This is a genomic window from Psychrobacter jeotgali, assembly GCF_904846315.1.
Classification (GTDB): domain Bacteria; phylum Pseudomonadota; class Gammaproteobacteria; order Pseudomonadales; family Moraxellaceae; genus Psychrobacter; species Psychrobacter jeotgali.
The window spans coordinates 2,092,201-2,104,916 of sequence record NZ_CAJHAF010000001.1 but is presented as its reverse complement, the minus strand read 5'-3'; the positions used below and the strand labels follow the sequence as shown (position 1 = coordinate 2,104,916).

9 protein-coding genes are annotated in these 12,716 nt (G+C 43.6%); 6 read left to right on the top strand and 3 right to left on the bottom strand.

Annotated features, from left to right (window positions below; genetic code table 11):
• Window positions 1-117: 117 nt before the first annotated feature.
• From lnt to JMX18_RS08590, 5 genes are all read left to right on the top strand, one after another.
• Window positions 118-1,695, top strand: a complete 1,578-nt coding sequence (lnt, locus tag JMX18_RS08610; RefSeq protein ID WP_201586882.1) for an apolipoprotein N-acyltransferase — start codon at window positions 118-120, stop codon at window positions 1,693-1,695.
• Between the two features lie 154 nt (window positions 1,696-1,849).
• The gene (locus JMX18_RS08605; RefSeq protein ID WP_201586875.1) at window positions 1,850-2,272 is read left to right on the top strand and encodes a hypothetical protein; all 423 of its coding nucleotides are present in this window, start codon (window positions 1,850-1,852) and stop codon (window positions 2,270-2,272) included.
• A 146-nt stretch (window positions 2,273-2,418) separates the two neighbouring features.
• A complete protein-coding gene (locus tag JMX18_RS08600) occupies window positions 2,419-3,621 on the top strand; it encodes a cytochrome-c peroxidase (protein ID WP_201586873.1) in 1,203 nt (400 codons plus the stop codon).
• Between the two features lie 215 nt (window positions 3,622-3,836).
• The gene (locus JMX18_RS08595) at window positions 3,837-5,393 is read left to right on the top strand and encodes a peptide MFS transporter (RefSeq protein WP_201586865.1); all 1,557 of its coding nucleotides are present in this window, start codon (window positions 3,837-3,839) and stop codon (window positions 5,391-5,393) included.
• 232 nt (window positions 5,394-5,625) lie between these two features.
• Window positions 5,626-7,461: an aminopeptidase P family protein gene (locus JMX18_RS08590; RefSeq protein ID WP_201586863.1), complete on the top strand. Its 1,836-nt coding sequence runs from the start codon at window positions 5,626-5,628 to the stop codon at window positions 7,459-7,461.
• A gap of 155 nt (window positions 7,462-7,616) precedes the next feature.
• Here JMX18_RS08590 and JMX18_RS08585 read toward each other — a convergent pair whose 3' ends face one another.
• The 3 genes from JMX18_RS08585 to JMX18_RS08575 form a co-directional block, all read right to left on the bottom strand.
• On the bottom strand, window positions 7,617-8,297 hold the full coding sequence (locus JMX18_RS08585) for a hypothetical protein (protein ID WP_201586861.1): 681 nt from the start codon (window positions 8,295-8,297) through the stop codon (window positions 7,617-7,619).
• A gap of 137 nt (window positions 8,298-8,434) precedes the next feature.
• Window positions 8,435-9,799 carry a beta-ketoacyl-ACP synthase II gene (gene fabF / locus JMX18_RS08580; protein ID WP_201586859.1) on the bottom strand — a complete coding sequence of 455 codons (1,365 nt, stop codon included), beginning with the start codon at window positions 9,797-9,799 and terminating at the stop codon, window positions 8,435-8,437.
• Between the two features lie 173 nt (window positions 9,800-9,972).
• A complete protein-coding gene (locus JMX18_RS08575; protein ID WP_201586850.1) occupies window positions 9,973-11,355 on the bottom strand; it encodes an anhydro-N-acetylmuramic acid kinase in 1,383 nt (460 codons plus the stop codon).
• 129 nt (window positions 11,356-11,484) lie between these two features.
• Here JMX18_RS08575 and tyrS point away from each other — a divergent pair, with 129 nt between their 5' ends.
• Window positions 11,485-12,696, top strand: coding sequence for a tyrosine--tRNA ligase (tyrS, locus tag JMX18_RS08570; RefSeq protein ID WP_201586848.1), 1,212 nt, complete (start codon window positions 11,485-11,487; stop codon window positions 12,694-12,696).
• Window positions 12,697-12,716: the final 20 nt, after the last annotated feature.

Here is a 12,716-nt window from a genome sequence, read left to right as displayed (position 1 = left end):
TCATGAGCGGTTTAATTTTGGCTGGGCTTTAGGGCAGTTAGAACATGCTTACTGAAGCTTTGCGCTGAAATCAAAAAAGATACAGTTTTTAAGATTTGTAATTTTGGATAACTTGTTATGCGCCTGTCTACTGTTGATTTACAAAAACGTCTGAACCCTGATAAACCCAAACAATATCCGCTTTGGCTGACGCTATTGGGAGCATTGCTGGCAGGTGCAATATTCATATTTGCGCTGGCGCCTTATGGCCTTTGGCCGATAGCTTTAATCTCTCCAGCTATTTTGTATGCGCTGCTATTGCCTGATATGAGCGGCAAGCGCGCCTTTCTGATTGGTGAGGCTTATGGTACTGGGCTTTGGTGTGTTGGCGCTTTTTGGCTTTATACTTCTATTAATGATTATAGTGACACGCCTTCATGGTTGGCACTCATTCTAATTGCAATAATGGGTTTGGGCATGGGATTATTCCATGGATTTTTGGCGCTGATATTTAATCGGATGGTGGGTCGTCAACCTTTAGCATTTGCGGCTCTTTGGGTATTGCAAGAGTGGCTGAAGACTTGGCTATTCACAGGATTTCCATGGTTATTCGTCGGTTATGCGTTCACTGAGCAGTATTGGTTGTCGTCTTTAGCGCCAGTTGCAGGAGTTTTTGCGGTCTCTTTTGTGGCGATACTATTGGCGAGTAGCGTGGTCGAGTTGCTGCGCCGCCGTGCCGGTTACATGATAGTTTCGGTAGTGCTTTTGGTAATCAGCGTCAGTCTTTGGCTGATTGATCCGCAATGGACCAAGCCCAAAGGGGGTGAGGATTTAAGAGTCTCTTTAATTCAAGGTAATATCCCGCAAGATCTAAAATGGCTAACCGAATATCAAGTTGAGACCCTAGAGATCTACGCTACATTGACTCGTAGTGAGTGGGGGCGAGATGTTATAGTTTGGCCTGAGTCCTCTATTCCTATGTTTCAGACCGAAGCAATAGGTTTTATCAATGAAATGGTAAAGATGGCCAAGGAGACCGATACCACTTGGGTTACGGGTATTCCTTATAAAGACGAGGCTGGATTTAATCCTAATACCGATAAATATCCGCCTTTTTATAACAGTGTGATAGCGCTTGGCAGTGAAGCAGAAGGGCTTTATAAAAAGCAGCGCTTGGTGCCGTTTGGAGAATATATTCCTTTTGAAGGCATGTTAGATATCTTACCAAGTTTGGCGGGTAGTCAAGATATTATGAGCTATAGTCGGGGTAGCGATCAGCAGTCACCGTTGCAGGTACGAGGTCACAACTTAGGAGCGGCGGTTTGTTATGAAGTAGCCTATCCGGATACTACCCGTAAAAACGCCGTCAATACGGATTTTTTACTAACCATCTCAAATGATGCGTGGTTTGGTACTTCAGCAGGGCCATTGCAGCATTTACAAATGGTGCAAATGCGTGCTCTTGAGAATGGTCGTTGGTTTATGCGCGCCACTAATACTGGGGTAACCGCTATTATCGATCACAAAGGTGAGATTGTAGCGCGCGCCCCGCAGTTTGAGCGCACTGTATTACGTGGTGAGGTTCAAGCTCGAGTAGGTAGTACACCTTTTACCCGCATGGGTAACTATCCAATCTTGGCTATTATTGCTTTATTACTGTTGTTAAGTTATCTAGGTAAAAAAACTGCTAGTCGCTCTCGTCGGCTAAATAGTTAGGATTCTTCATCAAGTAGTAAGGCCCATTAAAGAAATTTTTAACAAAACTATTTGATAATAATCCCTTTAAATGGTTAAGGGTTTTAACAAATTGGTATAAATTGCGATATAATGGCTAAAATTTTAAATATTTTCTGTGCAAGGTGGATAAGGTATGTCAGCAGATATCAGAAGTAATAGTCCAAAAAAAGAGTCTTTATATGCATTAGGCGGTGTGGCCCTATTTTTGGCGATTGTCTTAATCGTTGGTGTTTCAGCCTTTTTGCGCCCAGCGGGTGAGCATATTACCGCAGAGACTACAGACGCATCAGCTGCTGTTAATGAAGAAGTTATTGCGGAAGAAGCTGCTGCACCAGTTGAAAATAGCACCGCTACTGCTGAAGATACTACGGATAGCACAGAAGTAGCTACTCCTGCCGATGCAACCATTACTCCTCCTGTAGATAGTGGCGATGCAGTAATAGCCGCCGAGTCTGGTACAGCAACTGCTGATGATACCGTTAGCCAAGCTGCCGCTGCAGATACCGACCTGACTGCTGAACAAGCCGATGGTGATTTAGAAGGCGCTGCACAATAATTTATCGCGATAACTCGTTCAGATAGATACTTCCAGTATCTATCAGCTTAATAAAATTTTTACCATGAGAAGCTTGAACCTTAAAGGCAAGCGTAAACTTTAAAAATTAAGTCATTGTCATACGCATGAATATAAAAAGGTGATCTATGGGCGACTCCAGCCAAAATAACCCCAAAAAAGAGTTTCTATACGCCTTAGGCGGTGTTGCCTTATTTCTGACGATTGTTTTAATCGTTGGTATCTCCGCCTTTTTACGACCAGCGGGTGAGCATATACAAACCCAAGATTCAGCAGATGAAGAAATGGTCGCAGATGAAAGCTCTGCTGAGACTACCGCTGCAGTGGATTCAGATTCAGATACTGATTCAGGCACTGAACAAGAGCCAGCTCAATCTATCGTTAGTGTTCGTGATGAGCCCGTTGAGCCTATTCCAGTAGTTGCTGTTACTGAACCTAAAAAAGTAGATTTAGGAAAAATGCTTTGGTTCGATACGCGCTTATCTAAATCGGGTGGCCTGTCATGTAATAGCTGCCATGATCTAGCGAAGGGTGGAACGGATAATATTCCTACCTCAATTGGACATGGATGGGCAGAAGGACCTATCAACTCGCCTACCGTTCTAAATAGCCGTTTCTTTCTAGCGCAGTTCTGGGATGGTCGTGCTAAGGACTTGATGGAGCAAGCGGGCGGTCCAATCGAAAACCCAATTGAAATGGCATCGAGTCACGAACATGTGGTGAAAGTGCTTAACTCAATTCCAGAGTACAAAACGCTATTTAATGATGCTTTTGGTACAGAGGATGACATTACTATCGAGCAAATCACTAGTGCTATTGCTATGTTTGAAGATACTTTAGTAACGCCTAATTCACGTTTTGATCAGTGGCTTGGCGGTGATGATGACGCCATAACCGCTCAAGAGCTAAATGGGTATAAAGTATTTAAAGAGAGTGGCTGTGTTGCTTGTCATAGCGGCGTTACTCTAGGTGGTAGCTCGTTCCAGAAGTTTGGCGTTTTTGAAAAGTATACTACCCAAAACCTATCTGAAGGTCGTTATGCGGTAACGGGTAAAGAAGAAGATAAACATGTATTTAAGGTGCCGACCTTGCGTAATATTGAACTAACTTATCCGTACTTCCATGACGGTCAAGTAGATTCACTTGCAGAAGCGGTCAATATCATGGGTAGAATTCAGCTGAACCGAGAATATACCGAAGAAGAAACTAAGGATATTGTGGCTTTCTTAAAAACTTTGACTGGTGATCAACCCAAGATAGATTATCCTATCTTACCTCCATCGAATGAAAACACACCATTACCAGAGCCTTTTGAAAAAACAACCTCTTAACGATTAATTTGAAAGTCTCAAAATTAAGGTTGAAGTTACTCCAAAGCTCGTACTCAAAAATTGAGTGCGAGCTTTTTGTTGTGCGTTTAATGAACAATTTAATTCTTTACTTATATTAAGTCTGGTGAAACAATATTGCGTCTATATGATCACTGGTTAAAATAACGGCAGCTTTTGGTCACCGTTGTAATGATATCAAAGGTAAGGAATAAGTTATGAGCACGGAGTCACAACCGCAGCTGAGTGCCGCTGAGTTAGCAAAACTAGACGATGGTTTTATGGGTCATCCCACACCACTGCGTCCACTCTTTTTTACCGAGATGTGGGAGCGTTTTTCTTATTATAGTATTCGCCCTCTGTTGGTGCTATTCATGGTAGCAACCGTCAGTAATGGCGGCTTTGGTTTTGATGAGACTACGGCTTCTGCCATTTATGGTATCTTTGCTGGTTCCTTATACTTAGCGGCTGTACCAGGAGGCTGGCTAGCTGATAACTGGCTGGGCCAAGAGCGGGCCTTGTGGTGGGGTAGTATTGTTATCGCCCTAGGTCATTTATGTATCGCACTCTCTGCTATGTTCGGTATGACGCTATTCTTTATAGGTTTGATGTTCATTGTAATGGGATCAGGGTTATTTAAAACCTGTATTTCGGTCATGGTCGGTGCACTCTACCCCAAAGGTGATGGCCGTCGTGATGCTGGTTTTACTCTATTTTATATGGGTATCAACGTAGGCTCTTTACTAGCTGCCTTAATTGTCGGGGTCTTTAAAGAAGGCGAAATGTGGCATTTAGGTTTTGGTGTCGGCGGTATCGGTATGCTGGTATCGTTACTGATTTATAGATTTTCTGCTAGAAAGACCCTTAATTATTATGCACGTGCCAAAAACATTAATCCTGAATGGGAGCAGATCAGTGGTCGCTTTCATAATGTAGGACGCTGGGTTACGGGTATTATGGCACTACTGGCGCTACTGGTAATCTTAATCGCCTTTGGGATCATGCCTTTTAGCCCAGTATTGGTGGCTCAGTATATGACTTATACTATTGCTACTGTAGTACTGCTTTATTTTTTAGTCATGTTTATCTCGCCACGCTTAAGCTCAGCTGATAAAAAGCGCTTACTGGTTTGTTTCTTATTGATTATTGGTTCAACCCTATTTTGGTCAAGCTTTGATCAACAGCCCACCTCATTTAACTTATTTGCCGATCGTTATACTGACTTGGATGTCATGGGGTTTAGTATTCCAAGCATTTGGTTTCAGTCACTCAACCCGTTCTTTATTTTACTACTAGCGCCGATAGTCAGTATCCTTTGGGTCAAGCTCAATAATCGAGGTTTAGAGCCTAACAGCATGGTGAAGTTTGCTATGGGCATGCTGTTGGCAGCAGCAGGCTTTGGACTAATGGTTATGGCGTCAAAAAGCATTTTGGTTGCGCCAGGGGCACTTGCTTCGCCGCTATGGCTAGTGGGCAGTTTGTTCTTGTTAACTCTGGGAGAGCTGGCGCTTAGTCCCGTTGGCTTGTCGTCAATGACTCGTCTTGCACCGGAAGGTATGCAAGGACAAATTATGGGGCTGTTCTTTGCCTCTGTCGCTATGGGTAACTTGGTGGCTGCTTTCTTTGGTGGGTTTGTCACTGCTGACAAAATCGAAGGTCTACCTAGTCTTTTCTCTATAATGGCACTATTCTTAGTCGTGACCGCGGTTATTTTGCTGTTACTATCTAAGCCTATGAGCAAGATGATCAAGAACAGCAGTAATATTAAAATGTAATGGATTATCATTAGCTGATAACTTGATAAAAAGAAGCCGTCTCCACTAGGCTTCTTTTTTTATTGTAGCTTAAAGGGTCTAATGTTGAGTTTATAGCATCATAAAATGGTGGTATTTCACTCATTAAGCGCCAGTAGCCTTTATAAATAGTCTATTGCCCTTATATCGTTATATTAGCTTATAAGAAAAAGCCGTATTCTGTATCAAAATTTATATTAAAAAAAGAGGTCTTATGTCTACTCAACTTGCCACGTCCAAAACTGATATTCAACAGCGTATTACGGATCTGCGTGCGGTACTCGTCAAGCAAGATTTAACGGCGATTATTGTTCCATCAGCAGACCCGCATTTGTCTGAGTATTTGCCTGAATATTGGCAGGGAAGGTTGTGGCTGTCAGGTTTCACCGGCTCAGTAGGAACATTGGTAGTCACCGCCAACTTTGCTGGTTTATGGACCGATAGTCGCTATTGGGTACACGCTGCTGACCAGCTAGAAGGCACCGGCATTGACCTGCAAAAACTCGCTCCCGGCAAGCCAAATCATATCGATTGGTTAAGTGAGCATTTGGCCGAGGGCTATAGTGTCGCTGTAGATGGCAATGTATTATCAATCTCTGAGCAAGATCGTTTGTTAGATGCTTTTGATGCTAATGAAATTACCTTGATTACGGATCGAGATATTTTGACCGATATTTGGGAAAATCGTCCAGCGCTACCGACTGCTAAGTTATATGAGCACAACGGCCAGTTTGTCGCTCAGTCGGCAGCTGATAAACTTACGGCAGTGCGCAAGGGCATGAGTGTTGCGGGGGCCAGTCATCATTTGCTATCAAGCTTAGATGATATCGCTTGGTTGACTAACTTGCGCGGTGCGGATGTCGATTACAACCCGGTATTTCTAGCGCATATGCTTATTGATAGCGATAAAGCGACATTGTTTGTTGATAATAATAAAGTCAGTAGCGCTATTGAACAAGGGTTAAAAGATAGCGGTATCGTTATTGCTGAGTACGACGAGATTCAACAAGCTTTAAGCACATTAACGGCTGATGATTTATTGTTATTAGATCCAAGCAAAGTCGCTATTGGTACCCTATCTAAAATGGCAGACGACGTTGGTTTTATTGAACAAATGGCACCAAGTACTTTGCTCAAGTCGGTTAAGTCTGATGCCGATATCGAGCATGTGCGTGAGGCGATGCGTCAAGATGGGGCGGCATTGTGTGAGTTTTTTGCTACTTTTGAAAAACGTCTAGCTAATGGCGAGCGTTTAAGTGAGCTGGATGTCGATAGTATGCTGATAGACGTGCGTAGCAAACAGCCGCACTATGTATCGCCAAGTTTTCCAACGATTGCAGGCTTTAATGAAAACGGTGCTCTGCCACATTACCGTGCAACTCCAGAGAATTTTAGCTATCTAGATGTGGCAGAGGGAGAGGGTGGCCTACTGCTCATTGATTCAGGCGCACAGTATCAAAACGGCACCACCGATATCACCCGTGTAGTTGGTATTGGACAAGTTAGCGATGCCCATCAGCGTGATTTTACTACGGTTCTAAAGGCTCATATTGCTCTAGCACGTGCTCACTTCCCTGATGGTATTGCCTCACCACTGATTGATGCGATTTGCCGAGCACCATTATGGCAAGCGCAGATGGATTATGGTCATGGCACGGGTCATGGGGTAGGTTATTTCTTGAACGTCCATGAAGGACCGCAAGTCATCGCTTACAGTGCCAGCACTCCTAAAGAGCGGGCGATGAAAGTAGGTATGATTTCAAGTAATGAGCCCGGTTTATATCGTGAAGGCAAATGGGGTATTCGTATCGAAAACTTGGTGGTTAATCAGCCTGTTGCTAACCCTAGCGAAACTGAGTTCGGTGACTTTCTGCATTTTGAAACTGTCACTTATTGCCCTATCGATACGCGTTTAATGGATAAGTCGCTATTGAACCAAATCGAGATTGATTGGTTAAATGATTATCATAGTAAAGTTTATGATGAGCTAAAAGATTATGTGAAAGGCGCTGCACTTGAGTGGCTAAATGAGCGTACGCAAGCTATTTAGAGGCATTGTTCATTCAGTAAATTTTTATAAAATTGATATAATAAAAAGCTCAGTTTATAATTGAACTGAGCTTTTTTATTGGCAATCTATTGTTCAATAGTTCTCTTAATCGCTTTTTATTAGCCAACTGATATCAACAGCTTTTAACAGGCGGGTTATTTCTTAGCAGTCTTCTCGGTAGGTTCTTCTTTTTTTGCAATTTCAATCAGTTGCCTTCCCATCTCTGCACGTAGCCAAGATTTTAGGTCTTCAGATATCTGCATCATCTGCTCAGTGAGATAATCATCAATATGCATTTCAAGCTCACTGATTAAGTCGGCGTGAGCAGCGCTAAGCTTCGGGTCAGTGGGGGATAAGTCGATAGCCGCACCTTTTTTAGGCTTGATAATAGTACTTTGTGGTTCATTATTGGGCAAGGACTCCGTAGAGCTTTCCTTAGCCTCCTTTTGTTTCTGTTCTTCCTGTTCCTCTTCCTGTTGTTTTTCTTGTGCTAGCTTTTCTTGAGCCAATTTTCGTTTTTCATCAGTTTCTTTTTGCGCCGCTAGCTTCTCTTCTGCTAATCGTTGTTGTTCCGCTTCGGCTCTTTGTTGCGCTTGCTTTTCAGCAATTTTTTGTGCAGCGGCTTGCTCGGACGCGTAAGTATCATAGAGCTCATCTAGATGAGCATCTAGGTCATGGGTAGTAAATACAAATTCCTCAAAAGGGGTCTGAGTCTGTAGCAGGGTTGTTATATCAGTTAACTCTTGCACAATAGCTGAGCGTACGGTTTCTGGTGCTCGTGTCCAGCGCTGATAAAATTGATGGGAAAATGAATAGCTTGACATGGTATCTTCCATAAGTATCTCAAAAATTACCCCCTATCATACGCAAGTACGATAAGGGGCTGCAAGGGGACAAACGTAGTAAATCTGACACCCGCGTTACAATAAAGAGGCGTGAGAACAGAAATCATCAATTATAGTAATTAAAAGGCTTACGTCCAGCGTGCAAAGATTAGCGAACCATTAGTACCACCAAAACCGAAGCTATTGGAAATGGCGTAATTCAGGTTCTCTACCTTACGTGATTGGTTGGCAACATAATCCAGATTGCAGTTATCCTCGACATTATCTAAATTAATGGTTGGCGGCACTTGTTGATGTTGCAATGCTAGCACCGTAAAGATAGCTTCTATACCGCCCGCTGCACCCAGCAGGTGACCGGTCATTGATTTGGTTGAGCTGACCAAGATACTGTCTTTTATCGGTGCAAAGATAGTCTCAATCGCTATAGATTCAGCGACATCACCCGCTGGCGTGCTAGTACCATGGGCATTGACGTAGCCGACTACTGAAGGCTCAATGCCCGCATCATGCAGCGCATTTTGCATAGCGCGTGCCGCACCGCGACCATCTTCTGGCGGCGCGGTAATATGACTGGCATCATCGCTCATCCCGAAACCGACCACTTCCGCAAGGATAGTAGCGCCTCGAGCCTTGGCATGGGAAAGACTTTCGAGCACCATTACGCCTGCACCATCACCCAGCACAAAGCCATCGCGTTCTTTATCAAAAGGGCGTGAGGCTTTGGTTGGCTCATCGTTGCGAGTAGATAAGGCGTGCATCGCACCAAACCCAGCGATACCTAGAGGGCTTGACCCTTTTTCACTACCACCTGCCAGCATGACATCAGCATCACCGTAAGCGATTAAACGTGCGGCTAGGCCGATAGCGTGAGTAGCAGTGGTACAAGCGGTTGAGGTTGCAAGGTTCGGACCCTGTAAACCATGTTTAATAGCGATTAGCCCCGCTGCCATGTTAACAATAGAACCTGGAATTATAAAAGGGGAGACTTTTTTAGCGCCTTTATCACGCAGGGTGTCACGGCTATTTTCAATAGTTTGAATGCCGCCAATACCTGAACCTAAAATAATACCGAAACGTTCTGGATCTACATCTGTGACAGGTTCATTCTCAGCATTGGCCTCACTAATGAATCCTGCATTTTTTAACGCCATCGTTGATGCCGCCATACCATAATGCATAAATTCATCATAACGTCGTACATCTTTGGCATTCATATATTGTTTAGCATCAAAGTCTTTGACCACTCCTGCAATTTGGGCACGATAATCTGTCGCATCAAAGTGGGAGATAGTATCAATACCACTTTCGCCTGCTAATAGCTTTGTCCACGTAGTCTCAACATCTAGACCTAGAGGAGTAATAGCGCCCATGCCAGTCACTACGATGCGCTTATCATCAGCACGCTCATAATGCGGAGGTTTTTGTTTTCTTTTTCCCAATGGTTGGGCTTCATCAAGGTTTGTCGATGGGTTTGAGTGACGGTGTTGGCTCATGTGATATATCCTGTACTGTCTAACCTAAAAGGTTGGTATGGCTTACTTTTATAGCGTTATTAGAATGTTTTAACCTCTATTATAAAACACATTAGTGCACGTCTGTAAACTTAAATTAATGGATAAGTTTGGTAGAGTGCAAATAATCCAAAATTGATATCCATATGTCTTAGTTAAGCAAAACAAACCTGACCTAATACCACGCCTTTATTAGCGCCAGTTACTGCAGGCAAGTTACCAGTTTCGCCCATTAATGTTTGCCGTGCCAACCAAGCAAAAGCTACGGCCTCCACCCAAGTCGGCTCAAGTCCTAGCGCATTGGTAGTTTTTACCTCACAGCGCGGCAAATGCGCTTGCAAGCGAGTCATTAAATAATCGTTTAGCGATCCGCCCCCACAAACATAAACTGCGCTGCTTTCATCATTTTTGATAAATTGATTGATTTGATCGCAAGCACTGATAGCGGTTAGTTCGGTAAGGGTGGCCTGCACATCAGCAGATGAGTAACGAATATGAGCGGATGCTTTATCAAAATTTTGCAGCTCATTTTGTAGCCATTCTATATTGAAGTCTTCACGCCCTGTACTTTTGGGATAGGCTCTGTTAAAAAATGGATGTTCTAATAGCTGGTTGAGCAGAGGCTCGATGACCTGCCCGGACTGCGCCCAAGTACCTTTTGCATCATAGCTTTCATTTGTATGTAGCGCTGTCCATGCATCTAATAAAAGATTAGCAGGGCCAGTATCATAACCGACGACGGGGCTTGTATTTTCTGAACTTGTATTTGCGGGCAAAACGGTAATATTAGCAATACCACCTAGATTCAATAAAACTCGTGTGCTATCAGGATTAGCGAATAAAGCTTGGTGAAAGGCGGGCACTAAAGGTGCACCTTGACCACCGACCGCCATATCACGCCGACGGAAGTCGCTCACCACACTAATACCCGTACGCTCGGCGATAATATTGGCGTCGAGCAGTTGTAAGCTAAAACCCATTTGCGGGCGATGACGCACAGTTTGACCATGGCAGCCAATCGCCAGTATGCTCTCTGTTTCTACATTAGCTTGTTGCAGCAAAGCATTAACTACTTCACTAGCAAACTCACCATATTTTTTACTGGCCCAACCAAACCAGTCCAGCTCACTATTCGATTGGCTATTGGGTTCGTTGTTAGATTGAGTCGTTGGCTCATTAATTTGCGCTGTTAACTCTTTGACACCGTTGGGCTGAGACAGCGCCAATAGTACTTCACGCAAAAGGGGTGGGAAGTCTTTACTATAGGTCGCCAATAATTGCATAGGCTTGACAGTTTGCGCATTAAGATCGTGACTATCATGAAACTGACACAAAACTGCATCCATACCATCCAAACTGGTACCCGACATCATACCGATATATAAGCCGCCATCGAAATTCTCAAACATGGTTTGTTCGAGGACGTCTGTTAGGGCAGCATAGTCTAATTCAGCCTCTAAACTGTCACCATTATCATCGGTTATAAGACTGCTATCATCCATATTTTCATTATTAGTAGTAGATATAGGGTTGGTCATGGCAATTTACCTTAAAAAACGCTAGTATATCTGCCAAATTCTAACATTTTTGTAAGCCTTTAGGCTTCAAAAGAAGTTCTAAACCTGTAAAGGTATTCCTTGTTTAAAAAACATAATAAAGAGACCGATATGACTGAACAATCATTTACCCTAGAAGAACAACTTGCCCTTATTCAGCGTGGTACTCAAGAGATTCTATCCGAAGAGGATTTAATCGCTAAGCTGAAGTTGGGTCGTCCGCTACGCATTAAGGCGGGCTTTGACCCTACTGCGCCTGATCTGCATTTGGGTCATACGGTACTTATTAACAAGCTCAAGCACTTTCAGGACTTGGGTCATGAGATTTATTTTTTAATTGGTGATTATACCGCCAAGATAGGCGATCCTTCGGGGAAAAACACCACACGTCCGCCGCTTAGTGAAGAGCAGATTAAAGAAAACGCCAAGACTTATGCTGAACAAGTCTTTAAGATTTTGGATAAAGACAAAACCAAAATCGTCTTTAACTCTGAATGGTTTAACGATATGAGTGCTGGCGATATGATTCAGCTGGCAAGCCAACTTACCGTCTCGCGTATGCTGGAGCGTGATGACTTCTCCAAACGTTACGCATCGCAGACGCCTATCGCCATTCACGAATTTCTCTATCCATTAGTGCAAGGCTATGATTCTATAGCCCTAAAAGCGGATGTAGAAATGGGCGGTACCGACCAAACCTTTAATATCTTGATGGGTCGTACGTTGCAAGGTCGTTATGGTCATGAGCCGCAAGTTTGCATCACCGTACCCATTCTAGAAGGTTTAGATGGCGTCAATAAAATGTCCAAGTCACTCGGCAATTATGTCGCTATTGATGATGCGCCAGGCGCCATGTACCAAAAAATCCTTTCGATGCCAGATACGCTAATTCGTCGTTACTTTGAGTTTTTAAGCTTTAAGCCCATGGAACAGGTCGATGGGTTAATGGTAGAGATGGAAAACGGTCGCAATCCACAAGAGATTAAGCGTATCCTAGCCGAAGAGCTAATCGAGCGTTTCCATGACGCCGATGCGGCTGCCAATGCGCACAAATCTGCAGGTAACGTATTAGCCGATGGCGAGCTACCAGTAGATTTACCGGAAGTAATGTTAGATTTAGAAGGGCAAGACGCCTTATTTATTACCCAAATATTGAACCAAGCAGAATTAGCCAAAAACAACTCAGCGGCCAAAGACATGGTCAAACGTGGCGCGGTAAAAGTTGATGGCGAAGTGGTTGATGGTAGCTTTAGCTTAACTTCAGGTCAGAGCGTGGTTATTCAGGCGGGCAAGAAGGCTTATGCTAAGGTCACTGTGGGATAAGTAGCTTATAAGTTGGTCTT

Bases quoted from the DNA above. Each gene is read 5' to 3' on its own strand.
- lnt (WP_201586882.1), top strand. From the start codon at position 118: ATGCGCCTGTCTACTGTTGATTTACAAAAACGTCTGAACCCTGATAAA.
- JMX18_RS08605 (WP_201586875.1), top strand. From the start codon at position 1,850: ATGTCAGCAGATATCAGAAGTAATAGTCCAAAAAAAGAGTCTTTATAT.
- JMX18_RS08600 (WP_201586873.1), top strand. From the start codon at position 2,419: ATGGGCGACTCCAGCCAAAATAACCCCAAAAAAGAGTTTCTATACGCC.
- JMX18_RS08595 (WP_201586865.1), top strand. From the start codon at position 3,837: ATGAGCACGGAGTCACAACCGCAGCTGAGTGCCGCTGAGTTAGCAAAA.
- JMX18_RS08590 (WP_201586863.1), top strand. From the start codon at position 5,626: ATGTCTACTCAACTTGCCACGTCCAAAACTGATATTCAACAGCGTATT.
- JMX18_RS08585 (WP_201586861.1), bottom strand. From the start codon at position 8,297: ATGGAAGATACCATGTCAAGCTATTCATTTTCCCATCAATTTTATCAG.
- fabF (WP_201586859.1), bottom strand. From the start codon at position 9,799: ATGAGCCAACACCGTCACTCAAACCCATCGACAAACCTTGATGAAGCC.
- JMX18_RS08575 (WP_201586850.1), bottom strand. From the start codon at position 11,355: ATGACCAACCCTATATCTACTACTAATAATGAAAATATGGATGATAGC.
- tyrS (WP_201586848.1), top strand. From the start codon at position 11,485: ATGACTGAACAATCATTTACCCTAGAAGAACAACTTGCCCTTATTCAG.